Source organism: Pseudomonas sp. CP4, assembly GCF_047758505.1.
Classification (GTDB): domain Bacteria; phylum Pseudomonadota; class Gammaproteobacteria; order Pseudomonadales; family Pseudomonadaceae; genus Aquipseudomonas; species Aquipseudomonas fluorescens_AO.
On the sequence record NZ_CP180489.1, the window covers coordinates 5,576,922 to 5,595,317 of the forward strand.

General features: G+C 59.8%; 17 protein-coding genes. 9 read left to right on the forward strand and 8 right to left on the reverse strand.

All coding sequences use genetic code 11. The features are described from left to right. Positions 1-16: 16 nt before the first annotated feature. Positions 17-2,287: an ATP-dependent Clp protease ATP-binding subunit ClpA gene (gene clpA / locus ACMYUN_RS25130; RefSeq protein WP_039763303.1), complete on the forward strand. Its 2,271-nt coding sequence runs from the start codon at positions 17-19 to the stop codon at positions 2,285-2,287. Between the two features lie 518 nt (positions 2,288-2,805). On the opposite strand, the gene infA is transcribed toward clpA, so the two are convergent. The 3 genes from infA to aat all read right to left on the reverse strand — a co-directional run bounded on the left by infA (position 2,806) and on the right by aat (position 4,583). Continuing rightward, the gene (gene infA, locus ACMYUN_RS25135; RefSeq protein WP_002553999.1) at positions 2,806-3,024 is read right to left on the reverse strand and encodes a translation initiation factor IF-1; all 219 of its coding nucleotides are present in this window, start codon (positions 3,022-3,024) and stop codon (positions 2,806-2,808) included. Positions 3,025-3,136: 112 nt separating this feature from the next. Then, complete coding sequence (locus ACMYUN_RS25140) at positions 3,137-3,844, reverse strand: arginyltransferase (RefSeq protein ID WP_039763302.1); 708 nt, start codon at positions 3,842-3,844, stop codon at positions 3,137-3,139. Between the two features lie 58 nt (positions 3,845-3,902). Further along, the gene (gene aat, locus ACMYUN_RS25145) at positions 3,903-4,583 is read right to left on the reverse strand and encodes a leucyl/phenylalanyl-tRNA--protein transferase (RefSeq protein WP_415762083.1); all 681 of its coding nucleotides are present in this window, start codon (positions 4,581-4,583) and stop codon (positions 3,903-3,905) included. 289 nt (positions 4,584-4,872) lie between these two features. Between aat and ACMYUN_RS25150 the strand changes: the two genes are divergently transcribed. From ACMYUN_RS25150 to cysG, 7 genes are all read left to right on the forward strand, one after another. Next, on the forward strand, positions 4,873-5,109 hold the full coding sequence (locus ACMYUN_RS25150) for a hypothetical protein (protein ID WP_415762084.1): 237 nt from the start codon (positions 4,873-4,875) through the stop codon (positions 5,107-5,109). Beyond that, positions 5,106-7,514, forward strand: coding sequence for a DNA translocase FtsK (gene ftsK, locus ACMYUN_RS25155; protein ID WP_039763299.1), 2,409 nt, complete (start codon positions 5,106-5,108; stop codon positions 7,512-7,514). Before ACMYUN_RS25150 ends, ftsK begins: the two co-directional genes overlap by 4 nt. A gap of 65 nt (positions 7,515-7,579) precedes the next feature. After that, positions 7,580-8,200: an outer membrane lipoprotein chaperone LolA gene (gene lolA, locus ACMYUN_RS25160; protein WP_415762085.1), complete on the forward strand. Its 621-nt coding sequence runs from the start codon at positions 7,580-7,582 to the stop codon at positions 8,198-8,200. A 180-nt stretch (positions 8,201-8,380) separates the two neighbouring features. Next, positions 8,381-9,703: a replication-associated recombination protein A gene (locus ACMYUN_RS25165; RefSeq protein WP_039763297.1), complete on the forward strand. Its 1,323-nt coding sequence runs from the start codon at positions 8,381-8,383 to the stop codon at positions 9,701-9,703. Beyond that, positions 9,703-10,077, forward strand: coding sequence for a fluoride efflux transporter CrcB (gene crcB / locus ACMYUN_RS25170; protein WP_016775261.1), 375 nt, complete (start codon positions 9,703-9,705; stop codon positions 10,075-10,077). Before ACMYUN_RS25165 ends, crcB begins: the two co-directional genes overlap by 1 nt. Positions 10,078-10,092: 15 nt before the next feature. Further along, the gene (gene serS / locus ACMYUN_RS25175; protein WP_039763296.1) at positions 10,093-11,373 is read left to right on the forward strand and encodes a serine--tRNA ligase; all 1,281 of its coding nucleotides are present in this window, start codon (positions 10,093-10,095) and stop codon (positions 11,371-11,373) included. Next, positions 11,374-12,768: a siroheme synthase CysG gene (cysG, locus tag ACMYUN_RS25180; RefSeq protein ID WP_039763295.1), complete on the forward strand. Its 1,395-nt coding sequence runs from the start codon at positions 11,374-11,376 to the stop codon at positions 12,766-12,768. A 43-nt stretch (positions 12,769-12,811) separates the two neighbouring features. Here cysG and ACMYUN_RS25185 read toward each other — a convergent pair whose 3' ends face one another. Further along, on the reverse strand, positions 12,812-13,006 hold the full coding sequence (locus ACMYUN_RS25185; RefSeq protein ID WP_415762086.1) for a hypothetical protein: 195 nt from the start codon (positions 13,004-13,006) through the stop codon (positions 12,812-12,814). Positions 13,007-13,114: 108 nt separating this feature from the next. Here ACMYUN_RS25185 and thpR point away from each other — a divergent pair, with 108 nt between their 5' ends. Continuing rightward, positions 13,115-13,654 (forward strand): RNA 2',3'-cyclic phosphodiesterase, encoded by a 540-nt coding sequence (gene thpR / locus ACMYUN_RS25190; RefSeq protein WP_415762087.1) that lies wholly within the window; start codon positions 13,115-13,117, stop codon positions 13,652-13,654. Positions 13,655-13,933: 279 nt separating this feature from the next. Here thpR and ACMYUN_RS25195 read toward each other — a convergent pair whose 3' ends face one another. From ACMYUN_RS25195 to ACMYUN_RS25210, 4 genes are all read right to left on the reverse strand, one after another. Next, positions 13,934-15,031, reverse strand: a complete 1,098-nt coding sequence (locus ACMYUN_RS25195; protein ID WP_024013335.1) for a polyamine ABC transporter substrate-binding protein — start codon at positions 15,029-15,031, stop codon at positions 13,934-13,936. Positions 15,032-15,226: 195 nt separating this feature from the next. Beyond that, positions 15,227-16,099 (reverse strand): ABC transporter permease subunit, encoded by an 873-nt coding sequence (locus tag ACMYUN_RS25200; protein WP_415762088.1) that lies wholly within the window; start codon positions 16,097-16,099, stop codon positions 15,227-15,229. Further along, complete coding sequence (locus tag ACMYUN_RS25205; protein WP_415762089.1) at positions 16,096-17,010, reverse strand: ABC transporter permease subunit; 915 nt, start codon at positions 17,008-17,010, stop codon at positions 16,096-16,098. The genes ACMYUN_RS25200 and ACMYUN_RS25205 overlap by 4 nt, the downstream gene beginning before the upstream one ends. Further along, on the reverse strand, positions 17,007-18,149 hold the full coding sequence (locus tag ACMYUN_RS25210; RefSeq protein WP_039763289.1) for an ABC transporter ATP-binding protein: 1,143 nt from the start codon (positions 18,147-18,149) through the stop codon (positions 17,007-17,009). The genes ACMYUN_RS25205 and ACMYUN_RS25210 overlap by 4 nt, the downstream gene beginning before the upstream one ends. Positions 18,150-18,396 lie beyond the last annotated feature (247 nt).

The following is an 18,396-nucleotide window of genomic DNA, read 5'->3' on the forward strand; positions in this document are numbered from 1 at the left end:
GGTATGAGGTGAAGCTATGTTAAACCGCGAGCTCGAAGTCACCCTCAATCTAGCCTTCAAGGAGGCTCGTTCGAAGCGTCATGAATTCATGACCGTCGAACATCTCCTGCTGGCCCTATTGGATAATGAGGCTGCCGCCACCGTTTTGCGTGCCTGCGGCGCAAACCTCGACAAACTCAAGCATGATCTGCAGGAGTTCATCGACTCCACCACGCCATTGATCCCCGTGCATGACGAGGATCGCGAAACCCAGCCAACCCTGGGCTTCCAGCGTGTCCTGCAGCGTGCTGTTTTCCACGTACAGAGCTCGGGCAAGCGCGAAGTGACCGGCGCCAACGTGCTGGTCGCCATCTTCAGTGAGCAAGAGAGTCAGGCCGTGTTCCTGCTGAAACAGCAGAGCGTGGCGCGCATTGATGTCGTCAACTACATCGCCCACGGCATTTCGAAAGTGCCGGGGCATGGCGATCACTCTGAAGGTGAACAAGATATGCAGGACGACGAGGGCGGTGAGTCTTCTTCTTCAGGCAATCCTCTGGATGCTTATGCCAGCAACCTCAACGAACTTGCGCGCCAGGGTCGCATCGATCCGCTGGTCGGCCGTGAATCGGAAGTCGAGCGTGTCGCGCAGATTCTCGCGCGCCGGCGCAAGAACAATCCGCTGCTGGTCGGTGAAGCAGGCGTGGGTAAAACCGCGATTGCCGAAGGCCTGGCCAAGCGCATCGTCGACAATCAGGTGCCGGATCTGCTGGCCAATGCGGTTGTTTATTCGCTCGATCTTGGCGCTCTGCTCGCGGGCACCAAGTATCGCGGTGATTTCGAGAAGCGCTTCAAGGCACTGCTCAATGAACTGAAAAAACGTCCGCAAGCGATCCTGTTCATCGACGAGATCCACACCATCATCGGTGCGGGCGCTGCGTCGGGTGGCGTGATGGATGCCTCCAACCTGCTCAAGCCGCTGCTGTCGTCTGGCGACATTCGCTGCATCGGTTCGACCACGTTCCAGGAATTCCGCGGCATCTTCGAGAAGGACCGCGCCTTGGCCCGTCGTTTCCAGAAGGTCGATGTCGTAGAGCCGTCGGTGGAAGACACCATCGGTATCCTGCGTGGCCTGAAAGGGCGCTTCGAGCAGCATCACAGCATCGAGTACAGCGATGAGTCATTGCGTGCCGCCGCCGAACTGGCGTCGCGCTATATCAATGACCGGCACATGCCGGACAAGGCTATCGACGTGATAGACGAGGCGGGCGCCTACCAGCGTCTGCAGCCGGTGGAGATGCGCGTCAAGCGTATCGATGTGCCACAGGTCGAAGACATCGTCGCGAAAATCGCGCGGATTCCCCCAAAGCACGTCACCAGTTCCGACAAGGAGCTGCTGCGTAATCTGGAGCGTGACCTGAAGCTGACGGTATTTGGTCAGGACGCGGCAATCGATTCGCTGTCGACCGCGATCAAGCTGTCCCGGGCCGGGCTCAAGTCGCCGGACAAGCCGGTCGGTTCGTTCCTGTTCGCAGGGCCCACCGGTGTCGGTAAAACCGAGGCTGCGCGTCAGTTGGCCAAAGCGCTGGGTATTGAACTGGTGCGTTTCGACATGTCCGAGTACATGGAGCGTCATACCGTATCGCGTCTGATCGGTGCGCCTCCGGGTTATGTCGGTTTCGACCAGGGCGGTCTGTTGACCGAAGCGATCACCAAGCAGCCGCATTGCGTATTGCTGCTCGATGAGATCGAGAAGGCGCATCCGGAAGTCTTCAACCTGCTGCTGCAGGTCATGGACCACGGTACGCTGACCGATAACAACGGGCGCAAGGCGGATTTCCGCAACGTGATCGTGATCATGACCACCAACGCCGGTGCCGAAACGGCCGCGCGGGCTTCGATCGGTTTCACCCATCAGGATCACTCGTCTGATGCGATGGAAGTGATCAAGAAGAGTTTCACGCCGGAATTCCGCAACCGCCTGGACACCATTATCCAGTTTGGTCGCCTCAGCCATGAGGTCATCAAAAGCGTGGTGGACAAGTTCCTCACCGAGCTTCAGGCGCAGCTGGAAGACAAGCGTGTGTTGCTCGAAGTTACCGATGCGGCGCGCAGCTGGCTGGCGGCCGGGGGTTACGATTCGGCGATGGGCGCACGTCCGATGGCGCGTCTGATCCAGGACAAGATCAAGCGTCCGTTGGCGGAGGAGATTCTGTTTGGCGAACTGGCCGAGCATGGCGGTGTGGTGCACATCGACATCAAGGACGGGGAGTTGACGTTTGACTTCGAAACTACGGCAGAGATGGCCTGACGGCTGTGGATCAAGAGGGCGCCTTCGGGCGCCTTTTTGTTGCTCGTTGTTTAGTGGTTTTAGGTGTATATCCGTTGCTGCGGTTACGGCTGCTTAGGGTTTCGCCCTTACGGCGACTCACTTTTTTACAAACGCCTAAAAAAAGTAAGCAAAAAACGCTTGCTCCTGCGTTCGGCCCTCGCAGGCTCGGGTTCCTTCGCTCCGGGACTGATCCGGGCGCAGCGGCTACGGTTTGCTTCGCTGCACCTCCTTCCGCTGTGTCTGGCTGCGCCAGACGGTCGCTGCGCTCCCACGCCCGGATCAGTCCCTCCGCTCAGCCTCCCGAAGTCGCCCGTGGATCAAGATCAAAAGCAGGCGAGCTGACACTCGACCTCAGGGCGAATGCTCATTGTGTAGGAGCTGCCGAAGGCTGCGATCTTTTGATTTGCATGCTGTAAGTGCGAAACCGCCAGCCCCAAAACCTCAAAACCCAGACACAAAAACGCCCGGCATAACCCGGGCGTTCTGTATTGACTTGATTAACGAGCGCGGTAAGTGATCCGCCCTTTGCTCAAATCATAGGGCGTCAGCTCGACGCGCACTTTGTCGCCGGTAAGAATACGAATGTAGTTCTTGCGCATCTTGCCGGAAATATGCGCGGTTACGACGTGCCCATTTTCCAACTCCACACGAAACATGGTGTTGGGCAGGGTGTCGACGACAGTGCCTTCCATTTCGAAGCTGTCTTCTTTCGACATGCAGTAAAGCCCTCGGTATCCAATGAATGGCCCGGTGCAACTGCGCCAGGCAAAAGCGGCGTGCATTGTGCCCGAAAAATGGTGTTTACGCCAAGGGGTTTAGGCCGCAGGTTCAGTTCAGGACGACCCAGCGCTGATTGATCAGCAATTCGATGGGCCGATATTGCGTCTTGTAGTTCATCTTTTTGCAGTTCTTGATCCAGTACCCCAGATACACCGCCTCAAGACCCAGACGCTGGCTCTCGGCGATTTGCCAAAGGATCGCGTAACGACCGAGGCTGCGGCGCTCTTCGTTCGGTTCGTAGAACGTGTACACCGCAGACAAGCCGTTAGGCAGCAGATCGGTGACCGCCACCGCGAGCAGCCGTCCGTCGAGTCGGAACTCGTAGAAGCGCGAGAAGGGCAGGTCGCGCACCAAGAACGTCGAAAACTGGTCCCGGCTCGGCGGGTACATGTCGCCGTCGGCGTGCCGCTGTTCGATGTAGCGCTGGTACAGGTCGAAATATTCTTCGCTGAATTGCGGCTTGACCGGCTGCACTTGCAGATCGGCGTTGCGTTTGAAGATACGCTTCTGCTGACGGTTGGCGATGAACTGAGCGGAAGGGATGCGCGCAGGCACGCACGCATTGCAATTCTGGCAATGCGGCCGGTACAGGTGATCGCCGCTGCGACGAAAGCCCATTTCCGACAGATCTGCGTAGACGTGCACATCCATGGGCTGACTCGGGTCGAGAAACAGCGTCGTGGCCTGCTCCTCGGGCAGATAACTGCAAGAGTGGGGCTGAGTGGCATAGAACTTCAATCGCGCCAACTCGGTCATGAATCAACCCTCGGGATAAGCTGGTGGATTAAGTGTAAGCCACCTGCGCAAAAGTCGCTCAGCAAACCCAGGTCGCCGAATTCGGTTGATCGAGATGGCGCTGCAGATAGTCGGCGAATTCGTCGCGCGGAATCGACCGCGCACCGAGGCTGTGCAGGTGATCCGTCGGCATCTGGCAATCGATCAGCACAAAACCGGCGGCTTTCAGATGCTGGACCAGCGTGGCGAAGCCGTATTTTGAAGCGTTGTCGGCGCGGCTGAACATCGACTCGCCGAAAAACAATTGGCCCATCGCCAGGCCGTACAGGCCGCCCACCAGCTGTCCATCGTCCCAGACCTCAACCGAATGAGCGAAGCCGCGTCGATGCAGTTCTACGTAAGCATCCTGCATGGCCTCGGTGATCCAGGTGCCGTCGGCGTAATCACGCGGTGCAGCGCAGGCGCGGATGACGGCGTCGAAATCCTGATCGAAGGTCACTTGATAGCGTTGCTTGCGCAGCAATTTGGCAAGACTGCGCGAGACGTGCAGTTCGTCGGGGAAAAGCACGGTGCGAGGGTCTGGCGACCACCAGAGAATGGGTTGGCCTTCGGAGAACCAGGGAAAGCAGCCATGGCGATAGGCCTGAATCAGGCGGTCGGCGGACAGATCGCCGCCGGCAGCGAGCAATCCGTTCGGCTCGCGCATGGCTTTTTCCAGGGGCGGAAAGGTCAGGGAATTACGTTGTAACCAAGTCAGCATGGCATCCGGGCTTGCAGAAGGGGAGGGCGGTCAGGGGAGCGTAAAGACCCCGTGGAAGAGTTTGCCGCGAAACGCCGTCAATGTCCTGCAGCGATGTTTGATGGAGTGAGCATTGAGCTGCAACTTGATGTGTCGTCCGTGGTCGTAAGCGTCACCGTATCGATGCCTGTACGCATTCCGTCCAGCGAATTCGGCCGGCCTCGCTACGTTCATCAAATACACGTCATAAGCCTTTGTCACAAAAGACAATGCATGCTCCAATTGCAACGCAATTCGCATGCGTTTGGCTATGCTCAAGGCTCTGCTCTCAAGCATGGCGTCGGGCGCACAAACCCGTACAATGCCGGGTTGTGACGGGCTTTTCGCTGTGCACAGTGTTTATGGCTGTGTTTATAAAACCAGTGGCACAGTGTTAAAAGTAGTCTCAGTTGAGCTTTTCACCTTTTTTACCTGCCTGGATTGGGCAGTTTTTTATCGTCATTCAATAGATGGACGCGCCTCGGGCGCAGGAAAAGAAGCGTTTTGAAGAAGACCACCGAAGCACCCAAAACAGTCGTTCCGCTCTGGCGCCAGCAACTGCACTACCGGCTCAAGGAAGGTGCATTGATCGCCATTGGCGCCTTGTGCCTGTTCCTGATGATGGCTTTGCTCACTTACGGCAAGGACGACCCCGGCTGGAGCCATAACAGCAAGATCGACGATGTGCAGAACTTCGGCGGCCCGGCCGGCTCGTACAGCGCCGATATCCTGTTCATGGTGCTCGGTTACTTCGCCTATATCTTTCCGTTGTTGCTGGCGGTCAAGGCATACCAGATTTTCCGTCAACGCCATGAACCGTGGCAGTGGAGCGGCTGGCTTTTCTCCTGGCGTCTGATCGGTCTGGTGTTTTTGGTGCTTTCCGGTGCTGCTCTCGCGCACATTCATTTCCATGCCGCGACCGGCCTGCCTGCCGGCGCTGGCGGTGCCCTGGGCGAAAGCCTTGGCGATCTGGCAAAGAATGCGCTGAACATTCAGGGCAGCACGCTTCTGTTCATCGCGCTGTTCCTGTTCGGCCTCACCGTATTTACCGACTTGTCGTGGTTCAAGGTGATGGACGTCACCGGCAAGATCACCCTCGATCTGTTCGAACTGTTCCAGGGCGCGCTCAATCGCTGGTGGTCGGCGCGCACCGAGCGCAAGCAACTGGTGGCGCAACTGCGTGAAGTCGATGACCGCGTCCACGATGTGGTCGCACCGACTGTCACTGACAAGCGTGAACAGGCCAAGGTCAAGGAACGCCTGATCGAGCGCGAGCAAGCGCTGAGCAAGCACATGTCCGACCGCGAGAAGCAGGTGCCGCCGGTCATCGCGCCGGCACCGGCCAAGGCGCCGGAGCCGAGCAAACGCGTGCAGAAAGAGAAGCAGGCGCCGTTGTTCGTCGACAGCGCCGTGGAAGGCACCTTGCCGCCGATTTCGATTCTTGATCCTGCGGAAAAGAAACAGCTCAACTATTCGCCTGAATCCCTGGCAGCGGTCGGCCACTTGCTGGAAATCAAGCTCAAGGAGTTCGGCGTCGAAGTCACGGTGGATTCGATTCATCCGGGTCCGGTGATTACCCGTTACGAAATTCAGCCGGCGGCCGGCGTGAAGGTCAGCCGTATCGCCAACCTGGCCAAGGACTTGGCGCGATCGCTGGCAGTGACCAGTGTGCGGGTGGTCGAGGTGATTCCGGGCAAGACCACTGTCGGTATCGAAATCCCCAACGAAGACCGTCAGATCGTGCGCTTCTCCGAGGTGCTGTCGACGCCTGAGTACGACAACTTCAAATCGCCGGTCACCCTGGCGCTCGGTCACGATATCGGCGGCAAGCCGGTCATCACCGACTTGGCGAAGATGCCGCACTTGCTGGTGGCCGGTACTACCGGTTCCGGTAAATCGGTGGGCGTGAACGCGATGATCCTGTCAATCCTGTTCAAGTCCGGCCCGGACGACGCCAAGCTGATCATGATCGACCCGAAAATGCTCGAACTGTCGATCTACGAGGGTATCCCGCACCTGCTCTGCCCGGTTGTGACCGACATGAAGGACGCGGCCAACGCCTTGCGCTGGAGCGTTGCCGAGATGGAGCGTCGCTACAAGCTGATGGCCAAGATGGGCGTGCGTAACCTGTCCGGCTTCAACGCCAAGGTCAAGGAAGCCCAGGAGGCCGGCGAGCCGTTGAGCGATCCGCTGTACAAGCGCGAAAGCATTCACGACGAAGCGCCATTGCTGCAGAAACTGCCGACCATCGTCGTGGTGGTCGACGAATTCGCCGACATGATGATGATCGTCGGCAAGAAGGTTGAAGAACTGATCGCCCGTATCGCCCAGAAGGCGCGTGCGGCGGGGATTCACTTGATCCTCGCGACCCAGCGCCCTTCGGTGGACGTGATCACCGGTCTGATCAAGGCCAACATCCCGACTCGGATGGCGTTCCAGGTGTCGAGCAAGATCGACTCGCGGACGATCATCGATCAGGGTGGCGCCGAGCAACTGCTCGGTCACGGTGACATGCTTTACATGCCGCCGGGCACCAGTCTGCCGATCCGCGTGCACGGCGCATTCGTCTCCGACGATGAGGTTCACCGCGTGGTCGAAGCGTGGAAGCTGCGCGGCGCGCCGGAATACAACGACGACATCCTCAACGGTGTCGAAGAGGCGGGCAGCGGCTTTGAAGGCAGCAGTGGTGGTGGCGACGGTGATGATCCGGAAGCCGACGCGCTGTATGACGAAGCGGTGCAGTTCGTCCTCGAAAGCCGTCGCGCGTCAATTTCCGCTGTTCAGCGCAAGCTGAAGATCGGTTACAACCGCGCTGCGCGGATGATCGAGGCGATGGAGATGGCCGGCGTCGTCACCTCAATGAACACCAACGGTTCGCGTGAAGTTCTGGCCCCGGGCCCGGTACGCGACTGATTCACAAGCAAGAGGCGGGACAATGACGTTCCGCCACTCTCCCACGAGTATTCAAGAGGACTCTCATGCGCCTTATCCGCATGCTGTTGCCAATACTGGCGCTGACCACACTCACGGCCCACGCCGATGAAAAGGACGTGGCGCGTTTGACCCAATTGCTCGAAACATCGAAAACCCTGTCGGCCAACTTCTCGCAGTTGACCCTCGACGGCGGCGGCACCCAGTTGCAGGAAACCACCGGCAACATGACTCTGCAGCGTCCGGGCCTGTTCTACTGGCACACCAACGCGCCAGCCGAGCAGACCATGGTCTCTGATGGCAAGAAAGTCACCCTTTGGGACCCGGACCTGGAGCAGGCCACCATCAAGAAGCTCGACGAGCGTCTGACCCAAACCCCTGCGCTGCTGCTGTCCGGCGATGTCTCGAAGATCAGTCAGAGCTTCGACATCAGTGCGAAAGAGGCGGGCGGTGTGATCGACTTCATCCTCAAGCCAAAAACCAAGGACACCCTGTTCGACAACCTGCGCCTGTCGTTCCGCAACGGCCTGCTCAATGACATGCAACTGATTGACAGCGTCGGCCAGCGTACGAATATCCTGTTTACCGGGGTCAAGGCCAACGAAGCGGTGCCGGCGTCGAAATTCAAGTTCGACATTCCAAAGGGTGCCGACGTCATCCAGGAATAAACACCGGCCCTTGTGGTGAGGGCCTGCTATTGAGGGGCTATTGTGGCGAGGGGATTTATCCCCGTCCGGCTGCCCAGCAGTCGTCGCTTTTGGGGCCGCTTCGCAGCCCAACGGGGATAAATCCCCTCACCACAGGTTCTTCAGCAGATTTCAGAAAATCAGAGGTTTCAACGCTACGTGATGGATCTGTTTCGCAGTGCACCGATTGCCCAACCCTTGGCCGCGCGTCTGCGTGCGGCCAATCTGGATGAGTACGTCGGTCAGGAACACGTGCTCGCTCGCGGCAAGCCTCTGCGCGAGGCGCTGGAGCAGGGCGCGCTGCATTCGATGATCTTCTGGGGGCCGCCGGGCGTGGGCAAGACCACTCTGGCGCGCTTGCTCGCGGAAGTCTCCGATGCGCACTTCGAAACGGTCTCGGCGGTGCTCGCCGGCGTCAAGGAAATCCGCCAGGCCGTCGAGATTGCCAAGCAGCAGGCCGGCCAGTACGGCAAACGCACGATCCTGTTTGTCGACGAAGTACACCGCTTCAACAAGTCGCAGCAGGACGCCTTTCTGCCATACGTTGAAGACGGCACGCTGATCTTCATCGGCGCCACCACCGAAAACCCATCTTTCGAACTCAACAACGCCTTGTTGTCACGTGCCCGTGTGTACGTGTTGAAAAGCCTCGACGAAGCGGCGCTGCGTAAACTGGTGCACCGCGCACTCACCGAAGAGCGCGGCTTGGGCAAGCGTAACCTGACCCTGAGCGATGAGGGTTTCCAGATGCTGCTGTCCGCCGCTGATGGCGATGGCCGGCGTCTGCTCAATCTGCTGGAGAATGCCTCCGATCTGGCTGAAGACAACAGCGAAATCGGCACCGAGCTGCTGCAAAGCCTGCTCGGCGATACCCGGCGACGTTTCGACAAGGGCGGCGAGGCGTTCTACGACCAGATCTCGGCGCTGCACAAATCGGTGCGCGGCTCCAACCCCGACGGCGCGCTGTACTGGTTTGCGCGGATGATCGACGGCGGCTGTGATCCTCTGTATCTGGCGCGGCGCGTGGTGCGCATGGCCAGCGAAGACATCGGCAACGCCGATCCGCGCGCGCTGAGCCTGTGCCTGGCCGCGTGGGAAGTGCAGGAGCGGCTCGGTAGCCCCGAAGGCGAACTGGCTGTCGCTCAAGCCATTACTTATCTGGCCTGTGCACCGAAAAGCAACGCGGTGTACATGGGCTTCAAAACCGCACTGCGTGCCGCTGCCGAAAACGGTTCGCTGGAAGTGCCGCTGCACCTGCGCAATGCGCCAACCAAGCTGATGAAACAATTGGGTTATGGCGACGAGTACCGCTACGCCCATGACGAGCCCGACGCCTATGCCGCCGGGGAAGACTATTTCCCGGAAGAACTCGAGCCGATTGCGTTCTATCAGCCAGTGCCCCGTGGCCTGGAGTTGAAGATCGGCGAGAAGCTCAATCACCTCGCGCAACTCGATCGTCTGAGCCCTCGGCAGCGGAGAAAATAGTGGTCCCATTGATCCTTGCAGTGTCGGTCGGCGGTGTTGCCGGCACATTGTTGCGCTTCGCCACGGGTAATTGGGTCAGCGCCAATTGGCCGCGGCACTTCTATACCGCGACGCTGGCCGTTAATATCGTGGGCTGCCTGTTGATCGGCGTGTTGTACGGCCTGTTTTTGATACGCCCGGAGGTGCCGATCGAGGTGCGTGCCGGGTTGATGGTCGGCTTCCTCGGGGGGCTGACGACTTTTTCATCTTTTTCACTGGATACGGTGCGCCTGCTGGAAAGCGGGCAGGTGTTGCTGGCCCTGGGCTATGCGGCACTCAGCGTATTCGGCGGGCTGCTCGCCACGTGGGCCGGCCTGTCCCTGACCAAACTTTGATAACGAGAAACCGACATGCTCGATTCCAAACTGTTACGTAGCAACCTTCAGGACGTAGCGGACCGCCTGGCTTCCCGTGGCTTTGCCCTGGACACCGCGCGCATCGAAGCGCTGGAAGAACAGCGCAAGACCGTCCAGACCCGCACCGAAGCACTGCAGGCTGAGCGTAATGCGCGTTCCAAATCCATCGGCCAGGCCAAGCAGCGTGGCGAAGACATCGCGCCGTTGATGGCAGATGTCGAGCGCATGGCGGGCGAACTGAGCGCTGGCAAGGTCGAGCTGGACGCGATCCAGACCGAACTGGATTCGATCCTGCTTGGTATTCCCAACCTGCCGCATGAGTCGGTTCCGGTCGGCAAGGACGAAGACGACAACGTCGAAGTGCGTCGTTGGGGCACGCCGACCCAGTTCGATTTCGAAGTAAAAGACCACGTCGCCCTCGGCGAGAAGTTCGGCTGGCTGGATTTCGAAACTGCCGCCAAGCTGTCCGGTGCACGTTTCGCCTTGCTGCGGGGTCCGATCGCCCGCCTGCACCGCGCGCTGGCGCAGTTCATGATCAACCTGCACGTCAACGAGCATGGCTACGAAGAGGCTTACACGCCTTACCTGGTCCAGGCCCCGGCGCTGCAAGGCACTGGCCAGCTGCCGAAATTCGAGGAAGACCTGTTCAAGATCGCCCGCGAAGGTGAAGCCGATCTGTACCTGATCCCGACGGCCGAAGTGTCACTGACCAACATTGTTGCCGGCGAAATCGTCGATTCGAAACTGCTGCCGATCAAGTTCGTCGCCCACACCCCGTGCTTCCGCAGCGAAGCCGGTGCGTCGGGCCGGGATACGCGCGGCATGATTCGTCAGCACCAGTTCGACAAAGTCGAAATGGTCCAGATCGTCGAGCCGTCGCAATCGATGCAAGCGCTGGAAGGCCTGACCGCCAACGCCGAAAAAGTCCTGCAACTGCTCGGTCTGCCTTACCGCACCCTGGCACTGTGCACCGGTGACATGGGCTTCAGCGCGGTCAAGACCTACGACCTAGAAGTGTGGATTCCGAGCCAGGACAAGTACCGCGAAATTTCCTCGTGCTCCAACTGCGGCGACTTCCAGGCCCGTCGTATGCAGGCACGTTTCCGCAACCCGGAAACCGGCAAGCCTGAGCTGGTGCACACCTTGAACGGTTCCGGCCTGGCGGTCGGTCGTACTCTGGTGGCAGTGCTGGAAAACTACCAGCAGGCCGACGGTTCGATCCGCGTGCCGGACGTGCTCAAGCCGTACATGGGTGGCCTTGAGGTCATCGGCTAAATGAAATATCTGCCGCTGTTTCACAACCTGCGCGGCAGTCGTGTGTTGGTTGTCGGTGGGGGGGAAATTGCCTTGCGCAAATCCCGCCTGCTGGCCGATGCCGGTGCGCTGCTGCGGGTGGTCGCACCTGAAATTGAAACGCAACTGGCTGAACTGGTCGCTGCCAGCGGCGGTGAATGCCTGTTGCGCGGTTACGCCGAAACGGATCTGGACGGTTGCGGGCTGATCATTGCCGCGACCGACGACGAAACGCTAAACGCGCAAGTCTCCACCGATGCCCACCGGCGTTGCGTGCCGGTCAATGTGGTGGATGCGCCGGCCTTGTGCAGCGTGATCTTCCCGGCAATCGTCGACCGCTCGCCGTTGATCATTGCAGTCTCCAGCGGCGGCGATGCGCCGGTATTGGCGCGCTTGATTCGCGCCAAGATTGAAACCTGGATTCCTTCGACTTACGGTCAGCTCGCCGGGCTCGCGGCGCGCTTCCGCCATCAGGTAAAAAACCTGTTTCCGGATGTGCAGCAGCGTCGCGGCTTCTGGGAAGACGTTTTCCAGGGCCCGATCGCTGATCGCCAACTGGCCGGGCAAGGCGCGGAAGCCGAGCGCCTGTTGCAGGCCAAGGTCGATGGCGAGCCCATGGTCACCACGGGCGAGGTTTATCTGGTCGGTGCCGGTCCGGGTGATCCGGATCTGTTGACCTTCCGCGCGCTGCGGCTGATGCAGCAAGCCGATGTGGTGCTCTATGACCGCTTGGTAGCGCCGGCGATTCTCGAATTGTGCCGTCGCGACGCTGAGCGGGTGTATGTCGGCAAGCGTCGCTCCGAACACGCCGTGCCGCAGGATCAGATCAACCAGCAACTGGTCGATCTGGCCAAGGCCGGCAAGCGCGTGGTGCGGTTGAAGGGCGGCGATCCGTTCATCTTCGGCCGCGGTGGCGAAGAGATCGAAGAACTGGCAGCCCACGGCATTCCATTCCAGGTCGTGCCAGGCATCACGGCGGCCAGCGGTTGCGCGGCGTATGCCGGGATTCCGTTGACCCATCGTGATCACGCGCAATCCGTGCGGTTTGTCACTGGCCACTTGAAGGACGGTTCTACCGATCTGCCATGGGCTGACCTTGTCGCCCCGGCGCAGACGCTGGTGTTCTACATGGGCCTGGTCGGCCTGCCGATCATCTGCGAGCAGTTGATCAAGCATGGTCGTGCGGCGGATACCCCGGCGGCACTGATTCAGCAGGGCACCACGGTCAACCAGCGGGTCTTCACCGGCACTCTGGCCGACTTGCCGCGACTGGTGGCGGAGCATGAAGTGCATGCGCCCACACTGGTGATCGTTGGCGAGGTGGTGCAGCTGCGCGAAAAACTGGCGTGGTTCGAAGGGGCTCAGGCCCAGGTCTGAAACCGGGTCGCCTGCTTTGCGGGCAGGCGACCTCGGGTTTGCGTCACTCGGGAGACGGCGTGATGCGACAGCCCTTGCGGTTGCGGATCTGTTCGTCGGTTGGCCGTTCGCGGACGAATTCGAAGCGGGGTTCGCCTTCGTTGTAATGCACCAGCCAGCCCCATTCAAGTTCGCTTTCGTCCTGTCCAGGATTTGGTGGCCGGGCCCACCAGGGTTCTTTGCTGAGGATATCGCGCATGGCAGCCTCCGGTTGTTGGCAATCCTTGAACTATAGCTTCCTGTCACGAGTCGTCAGAACAGGCTGTGTTGAATCGGCTCGATGATGACGAAAAAGGGGGGCAGGGCAATGATTGATGGGGTGCGCAAGGATGAACCGTCGAAACGGCTGTTTTTCGCTTTGGATTGCCCGCCGGCGCAGCGCAAAGCCATCGCCCAGTGGCGTTCGGAACTGGGCTTGCGCAGCGGTAAACCGGTGCCGGCGGATAACTTTCATCTGACTTTGCTGTTTCTTGGGGCGGTGCCGCTGGCGCAGATCCACGGCGTTTGTGAAGCCGCAGGCAGTGTGCGTATTCCGGGCGAAGCGTTGCAGCTTGCGCTGGATCGGTTGCAGGTCTGGCATCGCGCCGGTGTGTTGTCGCTGGCGCCCGAGCAGGCACCGCCGGCGTTGTTGCGCCTGGTCTACGCGCTGGAGCAGGCAATGTTGCCGTTCGGTTTTGACGAGCCCACCCATGAGTTTCGCCCGCACCTGACCCTCGCCCGTGAATACCGCGCGCCGGAGCCAGAAGCGAGTACGCCGCCGGAGTTCTTTCTGCGCGCTGAACGCTTCGCCCTGTTCGAATCACACAAGGGCCGCTATCGGGTTGTGCAGGACTGGCCGCTGGTCTGAACGGACAAAAAAAGGCGCCCGAAGGCGCCTGCAATTTCACCCGAGCCGAGGGAGCCGGGTGAGGCCGTTCAGAGCAGGGGGCAGCGGTGGTAAGGCGCTGCGTGAACGGAAAGGGTTGCGCAGATCGTTCCCACGCTCTGCGTGGGAATGCGTCAATGGACGCTCTGCGTCTGCCGTCGAATGGGACGCGGAGCGTCCCGGGCTGCATTCCCACGCGGAGCGTGGGAACGATCAATCTTGCTGCCATAACACCGGACCACTGTAGGAGTGTTGGTGGGCTCACTTGCCGAGCTTCACCCGCGTCCAGCCGCGCGTCATGATCCGCTGCGTGGCAATCGGCTGATCCGGCACCGCATACAAGGTTGCCATCACCGCTTGCGACGGATACGAGCCCGGTTCGTTACGAATCGCTTCGTCCACCAATGGCGTGGCCGCTGCGTTGGCGTTGCTGTAGCCGATGCTGTTGGTGACTTCGGCGATGATGTCCGGGCGCATCAGGAAGTCCATGAACAGGTAGGCGTTGTCGACGTTCGCCGCATCACGGGGGATGGCGACCATGTCGTAGAAACTGCCGGCGCCTTCCTTGGGAATGCTGTAGTCGATCACCACGTTGTTGCCCGATTCCACCGCACGCGCCTTGGCCTGCAGGACGTCGCCGGAGTAACCGACCGCCACGCAGATGTTGCCGTTGGCCAGATCGGAGATGTACTTCGAGGAATGGAAATACGCCACGTACGGGCGGATTTTCATGAACAGCGCTTCGGCCTCGGCAATGTGCGCCTTGTCCTTGTCGTTCACCGGATAGCCCAGGTAGTGCAGGGCGGCCGGGAGCATCTCGGTCGGCGAATCGAGGAAACTGATGCCACAGGCTTTGAGTTTTTCCGCATTCTCCGGTTTGAACAGCAGGTCCCAGGAGTTGGTCGGGGCGTTGGCGCCGAGTACTTCCTTGACCTTGGCTGGATTGAAACCGATGCCGATCGAGCCCCACATGTACGGGAACGCGTGAGCGTTGTCGGGATCACTGGCAGAGGCGTTTTTCAGCAGCACCGGGTTGAGATTCTTCCAGTTCGGCAGCTTCGATTTGTCCAGCGGCTGATAGACGCCGGCCTTGATCTGTTTGGCCAGAAAACTGTTCGACGGCACGACAATGTCGTAACCGGATTTGCCGGCGAGCAGGCGCGCTTCCAGGGTTTCGTTACTGTCGAAGACGTCGTAGGTCACGCGAATGCCGGTTTCGTCTTCGAATTTTTTCACGGTGTCCGGCGCGATGTAATCGGACCAGTTGTAAACACGCAGCACCTTGTCGTTGGCCTGGGCGCCCATGACCATTGCGCCCATTAAGGACAGTGTCAGCAGAGTCCTGCCAAACATTTTCATCGGTACAACTCCCTTCTTTTTATTCAACAAAACAAAAGCTCGGTGCACTTGAACCTTGTGGCGAGGGGATTTATCCCCGCTCGGCTGCGAAGCAGTCGCAAAAACTGAATACGGAGTCTTCAGGTAGAACTGCAGGGACCGCTTCGCAGCCCAACGGGGATAAATCCCCTCGCCACAGTTGTTCATCGGTGTTGCTCAGGCAGTCGCCGCTGCTGGGTGTTGCCACGACTCGTTTGCGGTCTGATCCATCGCTTCCTGAATCGCCCGCTTGCGGTTGGCTTCTGCCTTGCGACCGAAGTACCAGACTAGGAAGGTCACCAGCGACACTGCCAGCAGAATCAGACTGGCCACGGCGTTGATCTCGGGTTTCACACCCAGGCGCACCGCCGAGAACACTTCCATCGGCAAGGTTGTCGAACCCGGGCCGGAGACGAAGCTCGCCAGCACCAGATCATCCAGCGACAAGGCGAACGACATCATCCCGCCCGCCGCCAGCGACGGCGCGATCATCGGAATGGTGATCAGGAAAAACACCTTGAACGGCTTCGCGCCCAGATCCATTGCCGCTTCTTCAATCGACAGATCCAGCTCCCGCAGGCGCGCGGAGACTACCACCGCGACATAAGCGGCACAAAAGGTGGTGTGGGCGATCCAGATGGTGACGATGCCGCGCTCCTGCGGCCAGCCGATCAGTTGCGCCATCGCCACAAACAGCAGCAACAGCGACAGACCGGTGATCACCTCAGGCATCACCAGCGGCGCGGTGACCAGGCCGCCAAACAGCGTGCGGCCCTTGAAGCGCGTCACCCGCGTCAGGACGAAGGCGGCGAGGGTGCCCAGTGCCACAGCGGCAATCGCGGTGTAGCAGGCGATTTCCAGCGAGCGCACCACCGAGCCCATCAGTTGCGTGTTGTCGAGCAGGCCGACATACCACTTGATCGACCAGCCGCCCCACACCGTCACCAGTTTCGAGGCGTTGAACGAGTAGATCACCAGGATCAGCATCGGCAGATAAATGAACATCAAGCCAAAGATCAGCATGAATCTGGAAAAGTTGAAGCGTTTCATCCCCGTGCCTCCATCTCTTTGGCCTGGCTGCGGTTGAACAGCAGAATCGGCACAATCAGGATCAACAGCATGACCACTGCCAGCGCGGACGCTACCGGCCAGTCGCGGTTATTGAAGAACTCTTGCCACAGCACGCGGCCGATCATCAGCGTCTCCGGGCCACCCAGCAGTTCCGGAATCACGAACTCGCCGACCACCGGAATGAACACCAGCATGCAGCCGGCAATGATGCCGTTCTTGGCCAGTGGCACGGTGATCTTCCAGAAGTTGTTGAAGTTACTTGAGCCCAGATCCTGCGCGGCTTCCAGCAGGCTGTTGTCATGCTTGACCAGGTTGGCGTAGAGCGGCAGCACCATGAACGGCAGATACGCGTAAACCACACCGATATAGACGGCAGTGTTGGTGTTGAGGATCTCGATCGGATGATCGGTGAGCCCGGTCCACATCAGGAACCCGTTGAGCAGACCGTTGTTGCTGAGGATGCCCATCCACGCATACACGCGGATCAGAATCGCCGTCCAGGTTGGCATCATGATCAACAGCAGCAGGACGTTTTGGGTTTCCTTGCCGGTCTTGGTGATCGCGTAGGCCATCGGGAAACCGATCACCAGGCACATCAGCGTGCTCAGTGCCGCGACCTTCAGCGAGCCGAGGTATGCGGACAGATACAGCTCGTCTTCACCGAGCAGCGTGTAGTTGCCGATGTTCATCAGCAGCTGGAATTTCTGTTCGGCGAAGGTGTAGATCTCCGAGTACGGCGGGATCGACAGCGCGGCTTCCGAGAAGCTGATCTTCATCACCAGAAAGAACGGCAGCATGAAGAACAGGAACAGCCAGATGAACGGAATGCCGATCACCAGTTTTCGTCCGCTGGGCACCAGGCGCAAGAATTGCTGATTGAAAGTTCTCATGAGCGCAGCACCACGCCGCTGTCGTCTTCCCACCAGACGTAGACCTTGTCGTCCCAGGTCGGCCGCGCGCCACGGCGTTCGGCGTTGGCCATGAACGACTGGACGATCTTGCCGCCGGGCAGCTCGACGTAGAACACCGAGTGGCCGCCGAGGTAGGCGATGTCGTGGACCTTGCCTTCGGACCAGTTGTAGCGGAACTCCGGTTGAGTGGTGCTGACAAGCATTTTTTCCGGGCGGATGGCGTAGGTGATCGACTTGTCCTGTACCGACGTGCTGACGCCGTGACCGACATAGATCTTCTGCTGCAAGTCGGGGCTGTGAATGATCGCGTGGCCTTCCAGGTCTTCCACCACGGTGCCGTCAAAGGCGTTCACGTTGCCGATGAATTCGCAGACCATGCGGCTGACCGGCGCCTCATAAATGTCCACCGGGCTGCCGATCTGCGCGATCCAGCCCAGGTGCATGATCGCGATGCGCTGGGCCATGGTCATGGCTTCTTCCTGATCGTGGGTGACCATGACGCAGGTCACGCCGACGCGCTCGATGATCTCCACCAACTCCAGCTGCATCTGCGAACGCAGTTTTTTATCCAGCGCACCCATCGGCTCGTCGAGTAGCAACAGCTTTGGCCGTTTGGCCAACGAGCGGGCGAGGGCGACGCGCTGTCGCTGGCCGCCGGACAACTGGTGCGGGCGGCGCTTGGCGTATTGGGTCATGTGCACCAGACGCAGCATTTCTTCGACGCGGGCATCGATTTCGCTGGCGGGCAAACGGTCCTGCTTGAGGCCGAAGGCGATGTTCTGCGCCACGGTCATGTGCGGGAACAGCGCGTAGGACTGGAACATCATGTTGATCGGCCGCTCATAGGGCGGCATGTCGGTGATGTCCACGCCATCGAGCAGAATCCGCCCCTCGGTCGGCCGCTCGAAACCGGCGAGCATACGCAGCAGCGTCGATTTGCCCGACCCGGAACCGCCCAGCAGCGCGAAAATCTCGCCCTGATGGATCTCCAGGGACACATCGTCCACGGCCACGGTTTCGTCGAACTTCTTGGTGACACGATCGACTTTCACCAGCACCTTTTTCGGTTGCTGATGACCTTCGAGTGCCTTGCGGTAAGTGCTGGAGGCGTTTGCCATGTGAAACTCCCAACAGGTTTCGTGTGCCTGGCCAACGTGGCCGGGCTTAAGTGGATTGCAAGCCTGCAGGTGCATTCCCAGTCGGATCACATCCCCCTGTGGGAGCGAGCTTGCTCGCGAAGACGTCGTGTCAGCCGACATCGTTGTTACCTGACACACCGCTTTCGCGAGCAAGCTCGCTCCCACAGGGTTTTGCATTGATCTGAAGGTCTTGCTCCTGCCGTCCGGCTTGTTCGGCGCCGCCGTC